Annotated in this window: 11 protein-coding genes, 1 tRNA gene and 1 pseudogene; 6 read left to right on the forward strand and 7 right to left on the reverse strand. The window is 70.6% G+C overall.

Features of this window, described 5'->3' with window-relative positions:
* Window positions 1-77 precede the first annotated feature (77 nt).
* The gene (locus tag CX1_RS07955) at window positions 78-914 is read right to left on the reverse strand and encodes a CoA transferase (protein ID WP_060925507.1); all 837 of its coding nucleotides are present in this window, start codon (window positions 912-914) and stop codon (window positions 78-80) included.
* Window positions 915-1,009: 95 nt separating this feature from the next.
* Window positions 1,010-3,409 carry a Zn-binding domain-containing protein gene (locus tag CX1_RS07960; RefSeq protein WP_060925508.1) on the reverse strand — a complete coding sequence of 800 codons (2,400 nt, stop codon included), beginning with the start codon at window positions 3,407-3,409 and terminating at the stop codon, window positions 1,010-1,012.
* Between the two features lie 141 nt (window positions 3,410-3,550).
* Between CX1_RS07960 and CX1_RS07965 the strand changes: the two genes are divergently transcribed.
* Together CX1_RS07965 and topA are read left to right on the forward strand one after the other, a co-directional pair.
* Complete coding sequence (locus CX1_RS07965) at window positions 3,551-3,754, forward strand: cold-shock protein (RefSeq protein ID WP_046651443.1); 204 nt, start codon at window positions 3,551-3,553, stop codon at window positions 3,752-3,754.
* A 467-nt stretch (window positions 3,755-4,221) separates the two neighbouring features.
* Window positions 4,222-7,200 carry a type I DNA topoisomerase gene (gene topA, locus CX1_RS07970; RefSeq protein WP_046651444.1) on the forward strand — a complete coding sequence of 993 codons (2,979 nt, stop codon included), beginning with the start codon at window positions 4,222-4,224 and terminating at the stop codon, window positions 7,198-7,200.
* Between the two features lie 282 nt (window positions 7,201-7,482).
* On the opposite strand, the gene CX1_RS07975 is transcribed toward topA, so the two are convergent.
* Complete coding sequence (locus CX1_RS07975; protein ID WP_046651449.1) at window positions 7,483-9,009, reverse strand: adenylate/guanylate cyclase domain-containing protein; 1,527 nt, start codon at window positions 9,007-9,009, stop codon at window positions 7,483-7,485.
* A gap of 127 nt (window positions 9,010-9,136) precedes the next feature.
* Between CX1_RS07975 and CX1_RS07980 the strand changes: the two genes are divergently transcribed.
* Window positions 9,137-10,489, forward strand: coding sequence for a DNA polymerase III subunit delta' (locus tag CX1_RS07980; protein WP_060925509.1), 1,353 nt, complete (start codon window positions 9,137-9,139; stop codon window positions 10,487-10,489).
* Window positions 10,490-10,602: 113 nt separating this feature from the next.
* A tRNA-Thr gene (locus CX1_RS07985) sits at window positions 10,603-10,675 on the forward strand.
* 184 nt (window positions 10,676-10,859) lie between these two features.
* On the opposite strand, the gene CX1_RS07990 is transcribed toward CX1_RS07985, so the two are convergent.
* From CX1_RS07990 to CX1_RS08005, 4 genes are all read right to left on the reverse strand, one after another.
* On the reverse strand, window positions 10,860-12,185 hold the full coding sequence (locus CX1_RS07990) for an MFS transporter (protein WP_046651446.1): 1,326 nt from the start codon (window positions 12,183-12,185) through the stop codon (window positions 10,860-10,862).
* 657 nt (window positions 12,186-12,842) lie between these two features.
* Window positions 12,843-13,700: an ABC transporter ATP-binding protein gene (locus tag CX1_RS07995; protein WP_371440305.1), complete on the reverse strand. Its 858-nt coding sequence runs from the start codon at window positions 13,698-13,700 to the stop codon at window positions 12,843-12,845.
* Window positions 13,701-13,795: 95 nt separating this feature from the next.
* Complete coding sequence (locus tag CX1_RS08000) at window positions 13,796-14,857, reverse strand: FecCD family ABC transporter permease (protein ID WP_046651447.1); 1,062 nt, start codon at window positions 14,855-14,857, stop codon at window positions 13,796-13,798.
* A gap of 44 nt (window positions 14,858-14,901) precedes the next feature.
* A complete protein-coding gene (locus CX1_RS08005) occupies window positions 14,902-15,993 on the reverse strand; it encodes an ABC transporter substrate-binding protein (RefSeq protein WP_082719232.1) in 1,092 nt (363 codons plus the stop codon).
* Window positions 15,994-16,181: 188 nt separating this feature from the next.
* Between CX1_RS08005 and CX1_RS08010 the strand changes: the two genes are divergently transcribed.
* A complete protein-coding gene (locus CX1_RS08010; protein ID WP_046651448.1) occupies window positions 16,182-17,426 on the forward strand; it encodes an MFS transporter in 1,245 nt (414 codons plus the stop codon).
* A gap of 110 nt (window positions 17,427-17,536) precedes the next feature.
* Window positions 17,537-18,512, forward strand: a pseudogene (locus tag CX1_RS08015) (NAD-dependent epimerase/dehydratase family protein).
* Window positions 18,513-18,525: the final 13 nt, after the last annotated feature.

An 18,525-nucleotide genomic window follows, 5' to 3' on the forward strand; every position in this document is an offset into this window, starting at 1 on the left:
GAGGCGCTGAAGAGAAGCGATGAAGCGCAGCGCTGAAGGGAGGCGATGAAGGGAGGCGATCGAGGGCAGCGCCCGGCCTATTCGACGGCGGCGATGGGCAGATCGTGATCGTGGGCCCAGCGCAGGACGGTGGCGCGCTTGCGGCTGCGGAGGTACTTCGCCAGCGTCTCGCGGTCGGTGGCACCGGTCAGGTCCTCCAGGCGGGAGTGGAAATGCCGCTCGAGGGCGGCGACGGCGACCCAGCCGTCCTCGACCTCGTAAAGGCCGTAGGTGGGCACGCCGCCGCCGAGCATGCCGCCCTCGGACGTCATGCCGTGGCGGTGACCGGCGGCGCCGGCATCGGCGGCCTGGCGCAGGCCGATGCGGGCCAGGCCGCCGTGGCCGGTGACGCCGCGCCGCACCAGCAGCGCCAGCGCGGCGGAGGTGGCGCGCTCGGCGCCGAGAAGATCGCCGAGCAGCACCCGCGGCAGCGACGGCGGGTTCAGGGAACCGGCCGCGGCCTGGTAGGTCAGGTCGTGGCCGGGGTGCTCGGGATCCTCGGAGTCGCCGACGATCTCCACGTGGCACAGGTGCGGGTGCTCGTCGACGGCGTCGGCGATGCCCATGCGCGCCAGCGCCGAGGGGCGGACGGAGGTGATCAGGACGTCGGCGCCGTCGAAAAGCTCGTTGAGCCGGGCGCGGCCGGCACCGGACTTGGCGTCGACGCGCTCGACGGTGGCACCCTGCGCCATCTCGGCGTACCAGGACGGGCACCACGCCTCGAGGGGGTCGCCCGTCGGCGGTTCGACCTTGGTGACCTCCGCGCCGAACATCCCCAACCGCGCCGCGGCCCACGGGCCGGGGACGTTGACGGCGAGGTTGAGGACCTTGAGGCCCTTCAGGGCGTTGGCGGGGATCTGGTCGGCGTCGATCATGTTTCGGAATACTAATCGTGCGGCCCGGCGGTCGCCGCACGGGAGGCCGCGAAGACCGGCGACCCGGGATGACCCGGGCACGCCCCCCCCCGACCTCAGCCCTCCAGCGCCGCCGCCAGCCCGGACAGGACCTTGATCGCCCCGGCCTTGTCCAGCGGCTCGTTGCCGTTGCCGCACTTCGGCGACTGGATGCACGACGGGCAGCCGGACTCGCACTCGCACGCGGCCACGGCGTCGCGGGTGGCGCGGATCCAGGCGGGGAAGGCCTCGAAACCGCGGTCGGCGAAGCCCGCGCCCCCGGGATGGCCGTCGTAGACGAACACCGTCGGCTGCTTGGTATCGATGTGCACCGCCGTGGACACCCCGCCGATGTCCCACCGGTCGCACGTCGCCACCAGCGGCAACAGTCCGATCGCGGCATGCTCGGCGGCATGCAGTGCGCCGGGCACGTCGGCCACGTCGACGCCCCACCGCCGCAGCACCGCCGGTGACAGCGTGTACGCCACGGCGCGGGTCTCCAGAACCTCCGGCGGGTAATCCAGCTCCACCGAATCGAGCACCTCGCCCGACGGCAGCCGCCGCAGGTACGACGTCACCCGGTGCTCGACCTCGACCTCCACCGAGGCGACCTGGATGCCCGGGGCGACGTCGCGCACGACGTCGATTTCCAGGATCCGGATGTCGGTGTCCATCCGCGAATGCGTCGACCATTCCGGCTCCTCCGGGTGCGCCATGGCCAGCAGCGACTCCAGGTCCAGATGGTCGATGACGAAACTCTCGCCCCGGTGCAGGTAGACCGCACCATCGTGGATCTGCTGCATCGCGCGGCCGACGTCGATGGTGCCCAGCAGCCGCCCGTCGGTGCCGTCGACGATCGCCACGTCCTGCCCGCTGCCGCCGCGCAGGTCCACCGCGCCGTGCGCCCCGGCCATGCGCGGGCCCTCGTCGCGGTCGGTGGGGTACCAGCGGCCGGCCCGCTTGCGCAGCCAACCGTCGGCGGCCATGTCAGCGGCGACGTCCAGCGCATCCCAGCCGGCGAGCACGTCGTCGGTCAGCGGCAATTCCACCGCCGCACAATAAAGATGGCCCCGCAGCACGTGGGGGTTGGCGGGGTCGAAGACGGTGGCCTCCACCGGGCGCCCCAGCAGGGCCGACGGGTGGTGGACCAGGTAGGTGTCCATCGGGTCGTCGCGGGCGACCATGACCACCAGCGCCCCCTGCCCGCGTCGGCCCGCGCGCCCGGCCTGCTGCCAGAACGACGCCACCGTCCCCGGGAAGCCGGCCTGCACCACCGCGTCGAGCCCGCCGACGTCGATGCCCAGCTCCAGGGCGTTGGTGGTGGCCACACCGAGCAGATCGCCGTCGTCGAGGCGGCGCTCGATCTCGCGGCGGTCCTCGGCCAGGTAGCCGGCGCGGTAGGACTCGACGCGGTCGCCGACGTCGCCGCGGCCGCGTTTGGCCAGGCGCTCCCGCACGCCCAGGGCGATCGTTTCGGCCGAGCGCCGCGACCGCGTGAACGTCAGCGTCCGCGCGCCGTCGACGAGCAGGTCCGCCATGATGTCGGCGGCCTCCGTCACGGCGGGCCTGCGCACGGGCGCGCCGTTCTCGCCGGTCAGGTCGGGCAGCAGGCCGGGCTCCCACAGGGCGATGGTGCGTTCGCCGACCGGCGCGCCGTCGTCGAGCACCGCCTCCACGGGCTCGCCGATCAGCCGCGCGGCCTGCGCCGCCGGATCGGCCGTCGTCGCGGAGGCGAACACCACCGTGGGGTTCGCGCCGTAGTGGCGGGCCATGCGCAGCAGGCGCCGCAGGACCAGCGCGACGTTGGCGCCGAAGACCCCGCGGTAGGCGTGGCACTCGTCGACGACGACGTACTCCAACTTCCGCAGCACCCGCGCCCACCACTGGTGCCGGGCGAGCATGCCGATGTGCAGCATGTCCGGGTTGGTGAAGATCCACCGCGCACCTTCGCGCACCGCCCGCCGCACGTCCTTCGGGGTGTCCCCGTCGTAGGACGCGACCTGCACGGCGTGCACGTCGCCGGGTTCATCGCTTGACGACGCCCCGCCGCCACGTCCCCGACGCACCGCATCGAGGGCGAGTTCGCGTGCGGCGGCGAGCTGATCGGCGCCCAGGGCCTTGGTCGGCGAAAGATACAGTGCCGTCGCGGCGGGATCCGCCATGAGCCCGGTGAGCACCGGCAACAGATAACCGAGGGATTTTCCCGACGCCGTGCCCGTGGCCACCACGCAGTGGCGGCCGGCCCACGCGTGGTCGGCGGTGATCGCCTGGTGCGTCCAGGGCCGGGCGATGCCCCTGTCGTCGAGTGCGGTGACCAGATGGGAGGGCACCCACGACGGCCAATCGACCGCCCGACCCTCCCGCGGGGGCAAATCCGCGATGTGGGTGACGGTCGCGCGGGGGTGGGCGGAAATGACGGGTTCGAGCAATTCTCGACCGAATCCTCGCACTTGACCGCCTTTCTCGTGGAAAACCATTGCCCCCGTCGCCGGTGTTTTTCGAGGGTCGATCTACCCCGGAAGCAGAACATTCGGTCGATTCGTGGCACACTGACCTACTGAATCGTCGTCTGTAAGGCGGCGCGCTCACGTCCAACAACCTAAAGGGGTACATCAACAATGGCACAGGGCACCGTTAAGTGGTTCAACTCGGAGAAGGGTTTCGGGTTCATCGCCCCGGCCGACGGAGGCAACGACGTCTTCGTTCACTACTCTGAGATTCAGGGTTCCGGCTTCAAGACCCTCGAAGAGAACCAGCCCGTCGAGTTCGAGATCGGTGAAGGTCAGAAGGGCCCCCAGGCTCTGAACGTCCACGGTCTCTAAATCTCGGCACATCTACATCGGTTGTGGGCGTTCGCGCCTGAGCTGAACAGACGCCGGCTCCGCTGAAAGCAAGCGGGGCCAACGGCCCGTCGTGAAGTTCCGTCCCCACGGGGATGGTGCTCCGCGGCGGGCCGTCGTCGTTCCCGGGCAATCGCACCGGGTGCGCCATGCGGCGGCGAGCGACCGCGGGCGACGGAGGACGACGCCATTTCCGGGACGTCGTCAAGCACGGCCGCGAAGTTTTCCCGGGACGTGAAACCATCCCGCAAACCCGCAGGTCAAGCGATGGTGAGTGGCGTCTACCGTCCCCCGGAAGGGGGATTCCCGTCACACCCCTGTTCGGCGGCACCAGGGGAAGTCATGTGTACGGTATCCCTTTAGATTCGGCTCGGGCCAACATCGGCCCACCAGGGAACCCGGACCTCGGGCCCCGACATCGACCGTGAAAGTTGCAGGGCAGTTACCAGGTGGCAGACGAAAAGGGCACCAAGCGACTCGTCATCGTCGAGTCGGCGACCAAGGCACGGAAGATCCAGCCGTACCTCGGCGACGACTACATCGTCGAGGCGTCCGTCGGCCACATCCGCGACCTGCCCCGCGGCGCCGCCGACATCCCGGCCAAATACAAGAAGGAATCGTGGGCGCGGCTCGGCGTCGACGTGAACAACGGCTTCCAGCCGCTGTACCTGGTCAGCCCGGACAAGAAGAAGAAGGTCGCCGAGCTGAAGCGGCTGCTGGCCGGCGTCGACGAGCTCTACCTCGCCACCGACCCCGACCGCGAGGGCGAGGCCATCGCCTGGCACCTGCTCGAGGTGCTCAAGCCGAAGGTGCCCGTGCGGCGCATGGTGTTCCACGAGATCACCAAGCCGGCGATCCTCGAGGCCGCCAACAACACCCGCGAACTCGACCAGAACCTGGTCGACGCGCAGGAGGCCCGCCGCATCCTCGACCGACTCTACGGCTACGAGGTCTCGCCGGTGCTGTGGAAGAAGGTCATGCCGCGGCTGTCCGCCGGCCGCGTGCAGTCCGTGGCCACCCGCGTCATCGTCGAGCGCGAGCGCGAGCGCATGGCGTTCATCTCCGCCGGTTACTGGGACCTCGACGCGACGCTGGACACCGGGTCCGAGCCCGCCGACCGCACCCAGCCGCGCCGCTTCGACGCCCGCCTGTCGGCCGTCGAGGGCAAGCGCGTCGCCGCCGGCCGCGACTTCGACGACCGCGGCCAGCTGAAGAAGCCCGAGGGCGTCACCGTCCTGCGCGAGGCCGACGCCCGTTCGCTTGCCGACGGACTGACCGGCGCGACCCTGCAGGTCGCCTCCGTCGAGGAGAAGCCGTACACCCGCCGGCCCTACCCGCCGTTCATGACGTCGACGCTGCAGCAGGAGGCCGGGCGCAAGCTCCACTACACCTCCGAGCGCACCATGCGCATCGCCCAGCGCCTGTACGAAAACGGCCACATCACCTACATGCGAACCGACTCGACGACGCTGTCGAAGTCGGGCATCGAGGCCGCGCGCCGCCAGGCGTCGGAGCTCTACGGCCGCGAGTACGTCGCCGACGCGCCGCGCCAGTATCAGCGCAAGGTCAAGAACTCGCAGGAGGCCCACGAGGCCATCCGCCCCGCCGGCGAGCGTTTCGCCACGCCCGGCGAGCTGGCCGGTGTCCTGGACGCCGAGGAGTTCAAGCTCTACGAGCTGATCTGGCAGCGCACCGTCGCCTCCCAGATGACCGACGCGCGCGGCACGTCGATGAAGGTCATCGTCGCCGGCACGTCCGCGACCGACGGCGGTGACCGCGCCGTCGAGTTGTCGGCCACCGGCCGCACCATCACCTTCCCCGGCTTCCTGAAGGCCTACGTCGAGGTCTCCGAGACCGGCGACGGCCGCAAGGTCGCCGACAACGCCGAGCGCCGCCTGCCGCGCTTGGAGTCCGGCCAGTCCCTCGGCGTCGATTCCGTCTCGCCCGAGGGCCACGCCACTAACCCGCCGGCGCGCTTCACCGAAGCGTCGCTGGTGAAGAAGATGGAGGACCTGGGCATCGGTCGCCCGTCGACGTACGCGTCGATCATCAAGACCATCCAGGACCGCGGTTACGTGTACTCGCGCGGCAATGCGCTGGTGCCGTCGTGGGTGGCGTTCGCCGTCGTCGGCCTGATGGAGAGTTCCTTCGCCGACCTGGTCAACTACGACTTCACCTCCGACCTGGAGGATGAGCTCGACGAGATAGCCGCGGGTTCCGAGGACCGGACGCGCTGGCTCAGCGGCTTCTACTTCGGCGATTCGGACGAGAACGGCTCCGGCGGCGCCGACGTCATCGCGGCGCGCGGCGGCCTGAAGAACATCATCGACGTCAACCTCGAGGCCATCGACGCCCGCCGGGTCAACTCGCTGCACGTCTTCGACGACGCCGACGGCAACCCGATCGTGGTGCGCGTGGGCCGCTACGGCCCGTACCTGGAGCGCGTGCGCCCCGGCGCCGGCGAGTCGGGCGCGGATCTGGTGCAGCGCGCCAACGTGCCGGAGTCGATGACCCCGGACGAGCTGGACTTGGAGACCGCCGAGAAGCTGCTGGCGATGCCGCAGGGAGGCCGCGAGCTGGGCCCGAACCCGGCCAACGGCCGCATGATCGTGGCCAAGGACGGCCGCTACGGCCCCTACGTCACCGAGATCGTCACCGACGAGGAGAAGGCCGGCGTCGAGGTCAAGGCCGAGGAGATCGTCGCGGAGGAGCGCGCCGCGGAAGACGCCCAGCGCGCCGCCGACGGCATGCGCAAGAAGAACTGGGACACCAAGACCGCGGCGAACCAGAAGGCCAAGCGGATCGCGGAGATCGTCGAGGAGACGCTCAAGCCGAAGACGGCGTCGCTGTTCGCGTCCATGGAGCCGTCCACGGTGACCCTGGAAGAGGCCCTGAAGCTGCTGTCGCTGCCGCGCGAGGTCGGCACGGACCCGAGCGACGGCGAGATGATCACGGCCCAGAACGGCCGCTATGGCCCGTATCTGAAGAAGGGCTCGGACTCGCGTTCGCTGTCGTCGGAGGAGCAGCTGTTCACGGTGACGCTCGACGAGGCCCGCCGCATCTACGCGGAGCCGAAGCGCCGTGGCCGCGCCGCAGCCAAGCCGCCGCTGAAGCAGCTGGGCGACAACGACGTCTCCGGCAAGCCGATGAGCGTCAAGGACGGCCGCTTCGGCCCGTACGTCACCGATGGCACGACGAATGCGTCGCTGCGCAAGGGCGACAACCCCGAGACGCTCACCGACGCGCGCGCCAACGAGCTGCTGTCGGAGCGCCGCGCGAAGGAGGCCGCGACGGGTGGTCCCGCGGCGAAGAAGGCGGCCAAGAAGTCGTCGAAGAAGACCGCCAAGAAGGCGGCCAAGAAGACGACGAAGAAGGCCTCCAAGAAGTCGAGCAAGAAGACCGCGAAGAAGACCACCAAGAAGTCCTAGCGCGTTTTTTCACGGTTGCTTTGCGACGGCCCGGCCTCCCCGCCGAATGACGGGGGAGCCGGGCCGTCGCCGCGCCCGCAGCTGGTCGCGGCCGTGGGGGCTGCGGGCGTCGGAAAGTCCCCATTTTTGTGGCCGCGAGAACCGCGACCTGGGGGTTTGTGGAGGCGTGGCACTACTTTGCGACGCTCCAGGACCCGGCGACGGCTGCGCCGCCCTCGACTGTCACGGCGCCCAGGGGGAACGGGCGGTCGTGGGGCGGCCGGCCCGTCGTCAAGCGAAAAACTAGGAGCGATCCGCCAACGTCGCGCGAATCGGCCGCGCCAGCTGCGTCATGTGCGTGCGGCCGCGCAGCTCGACGGACTTCAGCGACGTCCAGCGGGCCTGCTCGTCCTCGTTGGCCAGGCGCACCGTCGACGCGGTGGCCAGCACCTGGCCGGGGGTGTCCTTGGCCAGCTCGGTCAGGCGCGCGGCCTGGTTCACGGCGTCGCCGATGACGGTGTACTCGAAGCGGTCATGGGCGCCGATGTGCCCGGCGACTACGCGCCCCGCGGCGACGCCGATGCCCGCCGACAGCTTCAGGTCGCGCAGCTCCTGGCGCAGCTCGCGTGCGGCGGTCAGGGCGTGGCCGGCGGTGTCGTCCAGCGGCAGCGGCGCACCGAAGACCGCCAGCGCCGCATCGCCCTGGAACTTGTTGATGATCCCCTTGTTGCGGTGCACGCAATCCACCACGTGCTCGAAGAACGCGTTGAGTTCGCGGACGACGACCTCCGGCGAGTTCTGCACGGCGAAGGTCGTCGACCCGATGACGTCGACGAACAGCACCGCGACGAGGCGATCCTCGCCGCCCAGCGTCGGCTTCTCCTCCAGCGCCTTGCGGGCGACCTCCGAGCCGACGTAGCGGCCGAACAGGTCGCGGACGCGCTGGCGCTCCTGCAGGCCGCGCATCATCTCGTTGAAGCCGGCCTGGAGGACGCCCATCTCGGAGCCGTCGTAGATGGGCACGCGGGTGTCGATGTCGCCGCGGCGCACGCGGTTGACGGCGCCGGTGAGGTCGCGGATGGGGTCGACGATGCTCATGGTCGCCAGCGTCGTGCCCACGTAGCCCGTCACCAGCGCCAGCACCGCCAGCGCGAGGATCGCCGGGAGGATGTCGCCGAGGTTGTCGGTGAAGTAGCCCAGGCGCTGCGCGAGGAACACCAGCAGGATAGCGACGACCGGCAGGCCCGAGGTCAGCAGCCACGTCTGCAGCAGGCGCTGGCCGATGGGCGGCTCCAGCGACGAATCCGGCGCGCGGCGGGCCAGCGCCTCGGCGGCGACGGGCCGGACCAGGCGCTCGGCCATCAGGTACGTCATCAGCGCGACGATCGCCCCGCCGAACACCGAGGTGATCACGACGACCAGCCCCAGCCGCGGCGAGTGCACCAGCGCGACGATGCCGAACAGCAGCACGCCGGTGCCCCAGATGATCCCGCCGAGAATCGCCTGGTAGACGGGGATGCGCATGATCAGGTAGCGCACGCGCCGCGGGTCGTGGAGGTCCGGGTGCCGCTGCCAGCGCAGCACGGGTTTGAACAGCAGCCACGTGGTGCCGATGCCGGCGACCACCGCCGCGGTGAGGTACACCAGCAGGCCGATGAACGCCGGCCCGGGCAGCTCGGTGAACCCGGACAGCCCCTCCAGCGGCAGAAGCACGCCGAGGAACAGGCCGACGCCGACGGCGCCGATGAGGTTGCACAGGAACACCGCCGCCGCGTAAGCGGGCCAGGGCGTGCTGCGCAGCCACCGGAGGTTCCTCCACAACCGTTGCATGCCGTCCACCTTATCGCCCCGCGCCGGGGCTTGGGTCGCCGCCGGTGGGTGGGCGGGCGGGGTGGCGTCGGTGCGGGTGCGTTGCTTTGCGACGGTCCGATCCGCCGCGCCCGCTATCGTGGTGCGCATGGAACAGACCAGCGTTTTCGACCGCGTCACCGAGGCCGCGGGGGTCCGGTCGACGTTGGAGGCCGCGGCGCGGGCGGCGCGGGCGATGTCGCGGGCGGGGGATGAGCCGGGGGCGCGGGCGGCGGCGGACCGGAACGGGGCGATGACGCACTCGTGGTTGTTCACCGGGCCGCCGGGTTCGGGGCGGTCGATCGCGTCGGAGGCGTTCGCGCAGGCGCTGTTGTGCACCGATCCGGACGTCGTGGGGTGCGGCCGGTGCCGGGGCTGCCAGACCGTGGCGGCGGATACGCACGGTGATTTGAAAAAGGTGACCACGCAGGGGTCGGTGATCCAGGTGAAGGTGGTGCGCTCGGACGTCATCCCGTGGGCGCACCGGCGGCCGACGACGGCGGATTGGCGGGTGGTGATCGTCGAGGACGCGGACCGGCTCAACGACGAGTCGGCCAACGCGCTGCTGAAGGCGGTGGAGGAGCCGCCGGAGCGCACCGTGTTCCTGCTGTCCGCACCGACGACCGATCCGGCGGATTTCTCCGTGACGCTGCGGTCGCGCTGCCGGCACGTCTACGTGCCCACGCCGACGAAGGCGCATGTGGTTGCCGCGCTGCGGATGGGCAATCCGGAGCTGACCGTGGAGCAGGCGGAATGGGCCGGGACCATCGCCAACGGCCACATCGGGAGGGCGAAGGGTTTGGCCACCGACGAGGGCACGCGGGCGTGGCGGGGGCGGGCGCTGGATCTGGTCGAGGCGATCTTCGATCCCGCCACCGCGTACCTGCGCACGCGCGAGTTGTCCTCCGAAGCCGAGAAGGAGTCGAAGCGGCGCAACGAGCCCAAGGAGGAAAAGGAGCTGGAGCAGCTGACCAATGCTCTCGGCCTCGGGGCGAAGGGCAAGGGCGCGCAGGCGGCCACGCGCGGGTCGGCCGGAGTGATCAAGGAGCTGGAGGAGAACCAGAAGCGCCGCCGCAAGCGCGAGGAGTTCGACCTGGTGGACATCGCGTTGATGGACATGGTCGGTCTGCTGCGCGATGCGCTGATGGTGGCGTCGGGCGTCGACGTCGATGGCGGCTCGGGCAATGGTGGCGTGGGCGGTGGCAGTAGCGCCAGTGGTGGTGCAGGTGGTGGCTCAGCCGCGGGTGACGACGCCGCAGAGGTCGGCCCGGCGCTCATCAACCCGGATCGCTGCCGCACGTCCTTGGAGCTGGCGCGGCGGGTGTCGCCGGAAGGCCTCGTCACGTGCATCGACGCGGTCATGGACGCCCGCGAGGCCATGGGCCGCAACGTTCGCCCCGCCGTCGCCCTCGACGGGATGATGGGCACGCTGCAATTGGCGTGCGGGGTGGGGCAGCGGTAGCGGTGGGACGTCGTCAAGCGATCCCGTGATTCGCGCCGGTGGGGGCCGGATTTTGGGCCGCGCGGACGGTGCGTTAAGATTTCGGCGGTAACCGCGCATGTCGTGGCGACCACGCCGCCTTAGCTCAGTCGGTAGAGCGCTTCACTCGTAATGAAAAGGTCGCGAGTTCGATTCTCGCAGGCGGCTCCGCCAAAACCCCGGGTCAGATTCTGGCCCGGGGTTTTCTCGTGCGCCGGGGCCCATCAACGCCGAAACCCGCCGGCGCCGAAAACTCGGGGCGGGCGGGCGTCGAAGCGGAGACGCGCTGCGGGCCGCTCAGGGGGCGGTCCGGAGATCGCGCGGTGTGGGTGGAGAGCCGCGCGGAGGCGGACTACACGTCCTCGTGGCGCATGGTCAGGAGGTCGCGCTCCTCCATGTTCTTCGGCAGCATCAGCAGCGCGATGAACGCCGGGACGGTCAGGCCGATCAGGTAGATGGAGATCATCCACGCCTGGCCGGTGGAGTCCAGGATCAGCTGGGCGATCATCGGGGCGAACGCGCCACCCAGGACCGCACCGAGGGCGTAGGCGATGGACACGCCCGAGTAGCGCACGTCGGCGGGGAACATCTCGGCGTACATGGCCGGCTGGGGACCGAGCGTCAGTGCCAGCGGCAGGGCCAGCAGGGCGATCGCCAGGACGTACAGGAACGGGTTGCCGGAGTCGACGAGGAACCACATGATCGCCTCGACGATGACCAGCAGCACGTAGCCGATGATGAACGTGTTGCGGCGACCGATTTTGTCGGACCACGCGCCGGCGACGAACATGAAGATCGTCCACAGGATGCCGCCGACCAGGGTGCCGGTCCACGCGACGGCCGGGGACAGGCCCAGCGTCTTCTGCGCGTAGGAACCGAAGAAGGCGATGACCAGGTAACCGGCGGCCTGCTGGGCGGCGAAGATCAGCGCGCCCTGGATGACCTTGCCCCAGTGCTTCTTGAACAACAGCGGCAGCGGGGCGGAACGCTCGGCGGACTCGGCCTGCATGGCCTGGAACACCGGGGACTCGTCGACGAGGCGGCGGATGGCGTAGCCGATGACGACCAGCACGATGGAGAGCAGGAACGGGATGCGCCAGCCCCAGGCGAGGTAGTTCTCGGTGCCGACGATGCCCATGGTGATCAGCATGACCGAGGTGGCGATGGTCAGGCCCAGCGGGACGCCGGACTGCGGGAACGCGCCGAACAGGCCGCGGCGGTTGTCCGGGGCGTACTCGACGGACATCAGGGCCGCGCCGCCCCACTCGCCGCCGGCGGAGACGCCCTGCAGGATGCGCAGCAGGATCAGAAGGATCGGTGCGGCGATGCCGATGGTGTCGTAAGTCGGCAGCAGACCGATGAGGAAGGTGGCCACGCCCATGCCGATGAGGGTGAACACCAGGATCATCTTGCGGCCGTACTTGTCGCCGAGGTGGCCGGCAATGACGGCGCCCAGCGGGCGGAACAGGAATGAGATGCCCAGGGTCGCCCAGGCGATGATCTGCGCGAACTGCGCGTTGTCCTGGGCGGCGGGCTCCAGGTACAGGGGCGCCAGCACGATGCCGGCGGCCTGCGCGTAGATGAGGAAGTCGTACCACTCGATGGTGGTGCCGACGAGCGTGCCCGACAGGACGCGCTTGCGCTGCTTGGGATCAGCGGCGATGAGGGACGTGGTCATGAAGTCTCCGGCTTTTGGGAACGTTTCTGGCGCGGTCGCTCGGCCCCGTCTTCGGCGGCGTCCCCGTGGGGCGCGGCGTTGTCCGGGGTCGAATTCCCGCGAGAGGAATCGGATGCGCGGCACGGCTGGCATGCCACGAAAGCGGGCGGCGCATGAACGCGTCGCGAGCGGATCGTATTTTTACACAGTGGCGGGGTCCTCTGCAGCTTGTTTGGTTTCCGGGCAGATCGGGTTTTCGGGGGTCGGGGGTGGGGATTTCCGGTCGATTCGTGACCCCGTGGGCGCCCGCCGTCGACCCCATTCGGGCGACTCGGGCATGGGCCCACCGTGCGGGGGCAGTGGTCGGGGGTAACGCTTCTGCTTTGCGACGGGTGCCCCCGTTCGGCGTTGAATCCGCAACCAGCGCGAACCTCTGATCGGGGTGCGCCGGATAAGTACATAACTAAACTGGTCCGCCTGGTTTCCGGTCGTGTCGCGCGGGGTGCATGGGGTACGTGAGTCGCATGTTGCGGCGTTGGTCACGGAACGACAACGGTCTGATTGCGGGCCGGGTGTCGGGGCATGTGCAGCCCGATTCGGGGGTGGGTTTCGACCACCCCAGTACGGGGGTGTTCGCGTGGTGGCGGTGCCCCGATTATGCCCGGATGGCGCGGGCAATCAGCGCCGGCGGCGGCGCACGGGAGCCACGACCGGACCATCCGGCCGATGCAGGATTTCCACGTCCGCGCCGTACACGTCGGAGATGCGCTGCGCCGTGAGAATCTCGTCCGGCATGCCGACGCATTCGAGCGCGCCGTGGTGAAGCAACGCCACCCGGTCCCCGTGCTGGCCCGCCAGCGTCAGATCGTGCATGGCCGCGATGACCGTCAGGCCGTGGACGGCGCGGACGCCCTCCACGAGCTCCAGGACATCCTGGGCGTGGCCGATGTCGAGGGCGGAGGTCGGCTCGTCGAGGAGCAGGATCCGCGGCTCCTGCGCCAGCGCGCGGGCCAACGTGACGCGCTGGCGCTCTCCGCCGGACAACTCGGCCACGGGGCGGTCAGCGAAGGCCGTCAGGTTCAGCGTCTCCAGGCAGGAATCGGTGACCGAGTAGTCCTCGGCCGCGAAGGCGCCGGCATGGGGATGGCGGCCCAGGTGGACGTACTCGCGCACGCGCATGCCCTCGGGGATGACGGGCACCTGCGGCATCAACGCGACCGTGCGCGCCAGTTCCCGGCGGCGCCGGGCGGCCGCGGGGGACAGGCTGCGCAGCGAGTGCAGGGCGCCGGAGCCGCCGACGATGTCGTGGCCGGCCAGGGTGATGGTGCCCGCCGACGGGGCCAGCACCTGCGCCAGCACATGCAGCAGCGTCGACTTGCCGCACCCGTTGGGGCCCGCGAGCGTCAGCCAGCCGCCGGCGGGGACAGAGAAGGTCACCCCGGCCACGGCGTCGCGGTCGGCGCCGTCGTGGCGGACGCGGACCCCGTCACAGTGGACCGAGTTGTCGGGGGCCGCCGGCGCGGCCACGTCCGCCACGGCGGTGGCCGGGGCGGCGACGGTGACGTCGTGCGGGCCCGAGGGGGCATGCGTGGGAGCATGCGCGGGCACGGGGAGGGACTCGTTGACCGGATTCACTGGCCCGCCCTCGCAGCCCGGCTGAACCGCCGCAGGATGAAGAGGAAGAAGGGCGCGCCCACGGCGGCGGTGACCACGCCGACGGGCAGCTCCGCCGGCGCCATGATCGTCCGGGCCAGGGTATCGGCCAGCAGCAGGAAGATCGCGCCCCAGATCAACGTCAGCGGCAGCAGCAGCCGGTGCCCCGGCCCGACCACCAGCCGCAGCGCGTGCGGCACGATGATGCCCACGAAGCCGATCAGGCCGGAGACGCTGACGACGGCCGCCGTGCCCAGCGTCGCCACGGCCACCAGCGCGAGCCGCGCGAACGCGGGGTCGACGCCGAGCGTGCGGGCCTCCAGATCGCCGACGGTCATGACGTCGAGCACGCGCGCCGCGCCGAGCACGGCCACGCAGCAGATCACGGCGGGCACGGCGACCAACGCCACCGACCCCCACCGCGTCACGCCCAGATTGCCCAGCATCCACGAGTACACGCGCTGGATCGTCTCGATGTTGCGCTGCTGGATGAACGTTTGCGCGGCATTGGCGAACGCCGCCACCGCCACGCCGGCCAGTACCACGACGGTCGCCGAGCCGCCGTGGCCGACGCCGCGGCTGACCATGTACGTGGCGCTCACCGCGGCCACGCCACCGGCGAACGCCGCCACGACCACCCCGGCCCCGCCGCCGCCGAACCCAATCGACGCGCCGGCCACCACGGCCAGCGTCACGCCCAGGCCCGCGCCAGAGGACACGCCCAGCAGGTACGGGTCGGCCAGCGGATTGCGGAACACCGCCTGGTACGCCGCGCCGGCCACCGCCAGCGTCGCGCCGACGACGATGCCCATGGCCACGCGCGGCAGCCGGATGTCCCATAGGATCGCGTGGTCGCGCGCCGACAGCTCGCCGACGCCGATCAACTCCCGCGCCACATCGACCGCCGGCAGCCGCACCGCGCCGGTGAACGTCGACAGCAGCGCCGCGCCGATCAGCAGCAGCAGGGACAGGGCGATCGTCGGCAGGGCGGGGGGCCGCTTTGCGACGCGCCTCCGCCGAACTTCGGTCACCGTGGTCATGGGGCCTGGCCTTCGCTTCGCCTGGGGATGTCCGGGGTCGGAGTCTAGTTGGCCGCTGCGGCGGGGACGCCGGCGTCGGAAAGCACGGCCGCGATGGAACGGAAGAACTCCGGCAGGCGCGGGCCCCAGCGCGACGCGAGATCCTCGTCGAGCGCCTCGATCCGGCCCTCCTTCACCGCGGTGATCTCCGACCAGCCGGGGCGGGCGGCGACGTCCTCGGCGGTCATCGACTCCGACATGGAATTGGCCAGGAAGATCAGGTCCGGGTTCGCGCCGACGATCGCCTCGGCGTTGAGCTGCGGGTACTCGGTGTCGCCGGTGGCGATGGACTCCAGGCCGAACTGGCCGTAGACCGTGCCCAGGAACGTGTCGTCGGTGATGGAGTAATGGTCCGACGAGACCTCGTGGTAGTAGCTCAGCCCCGCGTCGCGGATCTCCGCGGGAACCGACTGGATGGCCTCGCCGATCTCGTGGGACATGTCGCGGACCACCTCGGCGGCCCCGCCGACGTTGCCGGTGGCCACGCCGAGGGTCTCGATCTGCGCGTAGGCGTCGTCCAGGTTCTTCGCCGGCGGCATGAACAGCACCGGCACGTCGGCGGCGGCCATGCCCTGCAGCAGCGAGTCCTCCTCCATCGCGATGACCACCAGGTCCGGATCATGCGCCAGCACCGCCTCCACGCTGGTGCGGTATCCCGACAGGCCCTCGTCGACGGGGGCTTCGGCGGGATAGTAGGAGTACTCGTCGACGGCGACGACCTGATCGTCGGCGTCGATGGCGAACAGAGACTCCGTCGCCGTGGGGGAGAGGCTGACGATGCGCTCCGGGCGCTCGTCGACGGTCAGCTCCTGGCCCGACCCCGCCGGGCCCGTGGCCACCGACACCGGGAAATTGCCCTCGCCGCCGCCGGAATCCGCGCCGCTGCGCGCCTCCTCGCCGTCGGAGGCGCAGCCGGCCAGCGCCAGCGCGGACACCACGAGTGCGGCGGCGCCGGCCAACAGGGACCGGGACCGGGAACGGGAACCGGGCCGGGGGCCGGAGGTGGACGGGGATCGGGACAGCGAACGGGACCGGGACCGCGATCGGGACAGCGATAGGGACAGCGAACGGGACTGCGATCGGGACTGCTCGTGCATGGTGCTCCTCGGAAAAAGTGTCAGGGCGCGACGAAAACGCCGCCGGGATTTCCGGGATTGGTCAGGTGATCGCCGGATGCGGTCGTTGCGGTCCAGACTAGCGAATGCCCCACCCTGATCGGGGTCGGGCAAACGGCGTTTGGGCCCAACGCGCAATACGGGGGCGATCGAGTCGTAAAGTGTCCCGCATGCCACGCCACGAAGGAGCGGCCGCGCGCCGCAGCCCCATGCCGCCCTGGTTCCTGGTCGCCGTCGCCGTGTTCGCGGTGGCCTGGGGCGGCAACCAGTTCACGCCGCTGATGGTCATGTACCGCCTCGGCGGCGAACTCGACCTCGTGTTCGTCGACCTTCTGCTGTTCATCTACGCCCTGGGCATTGCCCCCGCGTTGTTGATCTCCGGCCCGTTGTCCGACCGCATCGGCCGCAAGCCGGTGATGCTGGCCGCGCCGGTGTTCTCCATCATAGGGTCGCTGCTCATCGCCGCCGGCGAAACCACCGGCCCGCTGCTGCTGGTCGGCCGCGCGCTGTCGGGCGTGGGCGTCGGCATCGCCATGGCGGTGGGCGGTTCATGGGTCAAGGAGCTCTCCCACGCCCGCTTCGACGAGAAGGCCAAGTCGACGTCGGGCGCCAAACGCCAGTCGATGGCGCTGACGCTGGGGTTCGGCATCGGCGCGGGCATCGCCGGCTCGCTCGCGCAGTTCGCGCCGCTGCCGGGCCAGTTGCCGTACATCCTGCACATCGTGCTGACCATCCCCACGATCATCGCCATGACCGTCGTCCCCGAGACCCGCCAGTCGCCGCATCTGGCCGGCGGCGCCCGCGAGTCGATCCTGTCGTCGTTGCGCACCCCGTCGGTGACGCGCCCGCGTTTCCTGCTGGTCGCGGCGATGGTCGCGCCGTGGGTGTTCGGCGCGGCCGGCGTGGCCTACGCCATCATCCCGACGCTGATGCAGGACGAGGTCGGCCAGCCGGTGTTCTTCTCGGCGCTGATCACCTTCTTCGCGCTGCTCTTCGGCTTCGCCATCCAGCAGTTCGGGCCGTCCATCGCATCGGAGACGTCCGCCCGCGGTTCTCTGGCGGCCATGGGCATCGTCATCGTGGGCATGGGCCTGGCCATGTGGATGTCGTCGTCGCCGACGGTTCTCTCGGCGGTCATCGCGGCGCTGGTGCTGGGCATGGGTTACGGCCTGGCCATGTTCACCGGCCTCAACGAGGTCCAGCGCATCGCCGGCCCGCGCGACCTCGCCGGCCTGACGGGCGTCTTCTACTGCCTGACCTACATCGGTTTCGCGTTCCCGGCGATCCTGACCGAGCTGTCGGGGGCCATTGAGTGGATGACGTACCCCGTCATGCTCGGCGGCGGCATGGTCATCGCGGTGCTCATGGCGGCCGTCATCGCGCTCAATTCCCGCCGCGGGCTGCCGCAGGGCTGACCCCGGCCGGATGGGTCCCCGGCCATTTCGCTTGACGACGCCGACGTGCCCGGCCGGGGGCGTCGTAAAGCACGGGCCGTGGGCGTACCATGCGATTCATGCCCGCCGACATGCGTGACACCACCCCCACCACCGCCTTTCCGCCCAGCCGTGCGCTGGTGACCGGGGGCGCCGGGTTCATCGGGTCGACGCTGGTCGACCGGCTGCTGGCGGATGGACATGCGGTGACCGTCGTCGACGACCTGTCGCACGGCAAGCTCGCCAACCTGGAGGGCGCGCGGGCGACCGGCGCCGACCGCTTCGAGTTCGTCGAGGCCGACGTCCTCGCCGTCGACTGGGACGAGCTGCTCGAGCGCGTGCGCCCCGAGGTGATCTTCCATCTCGCCGCGCAGATCGACGTCCGCGAGTCCGTCGCCGACCCGGTGCACGACGCGGAGCTGAACATCGTCGGCACCATCCGCATCGCCGACGCCGCCCGCCGGCATGGCGTGCGCAAGATCGTGTTCACGTCCTCCGGCGGCTCGATCTACCGGCACCCCGGATTCCTTCCCCGTCGGCGAGGACCAGGAAGTCCGTCCGCTGAGCCCCTATGCGGCGTCGAAGTCCGCGGCCGAGCAGTACCTGAACATGTTCCGCCGCCTGCACGGCCTGGATTGCTCGCACATCGCCCCCGCCAACGTCTACGGGCCGCGGCAGGACCCGCACGGCGAGGCCGGCGTCGTGGCGATCTTCGCCCAGCGCCTGCTGGCCGGCGAGGGGACCCGCGTGTTCGGCGACGGCGGCAACACCCGCGACTACGTGTTCGTCGGCGACGTCGTCGACGCGTTCGTCCGCGCGGCCGGGACCGCGGGGTCGGGGATGCGGTTCAACATCGGCACCGGAGTCGAGACCACCGACCGGCAGCTGCATTCGCTGGTCGCCGAGGCCGCCGGCGCCGCCGACGAGCCCGACCACGCCCCGGCGCGGCAGGGCGACGTGCCGCGGTCGGCGCTGGACCCGTCGCTGGCCGGAGAGGTGCTGGGCTGGGCGCCGAGCGTCGGCATCGCCGAGGGCGTCCGCCGCACCGTGGACTACTTCCGCGGGTAGCGGGTCCGGGTCC

The organism is Corynebacterium xerosis NBRC 16721 = ATCC 373 (genome assembly GCF_001552415.1).
GTDB lineage: Bacteria > Actinomycetota > Actinomycetes > Mycobacteriales > Mycobacteriaceae > Corynebacterium > Corynebacterium xerosis.

Excerpts from the sequence above, each read along its gene's own strand:
- CX1_RS07955 (WP_060925507.1), bottom strand. The coding sequence starts at position 914 with ATGATCGACGCCGACCAGATCCCCGCCAACGCCCTGAAGGGCCTCAAG.
- CX1_RS07960 (WP_060925508.1), bottom strand. The coding sequence starts at position 3,409 with ATGGTTTTCCACGAGAAAGGCGGTCAAGTGCGAGGATTCGGTCGAGAA.
- CX1_RS07965 (WP_046651443.1), top strand. The coding sequence starts at position 3,551 with ATGGCACAGGGCACCGTTAAGTGGTTCAACTCGGAGAAGGGTTTCGGG.
- CX1_RS07975 (WP_046651449.1), bottom strand. The coding sequence starts at position 9,009 with ATGCAACGGTTGTGGAGGAACCTCCGGTGGCTGCGCAGCACGCCCTGG.
- CX1_RS07980 (WP_060925509.1), top strand. The coding sequence starts at position 9,137 with ATGGAACAGACCAGCGTTTTCGACCGCGTCACCGAGGCCGCGGGGGTC.
- CX1_RS07990 (WP_046651446.1), bottom strand. The coding sequence starts at position 12,185 with ATGACCACGTCCCTCATCGCCGCTGATCCCAAGCAGCGCAAGCGCGTC.
- CX1_RS08000 (WP_046651447.1), bottom strand. The coding sequence starts at position 14,857 with ATGACCACGGTGACCGAAGTTCGGCGGAGGCGCGTCGCAAAGCGGCCC.
- CX1_RS08005 (WP_082719232.1), bottom strand. The coding sequence starts at position 15,993 with ATGCACGAGCAGTCCCGATCGCAGTCCCGTTCGCTGTCCCTATCGCTG.
- CX1_RS08010 (WP_046651448.1), top strand. The coding sequence starts at position 16,182 with ATGCCACGCCACGAAGGAGCGGCCGCGCGCCGCAGCCCCATGCCGCCC.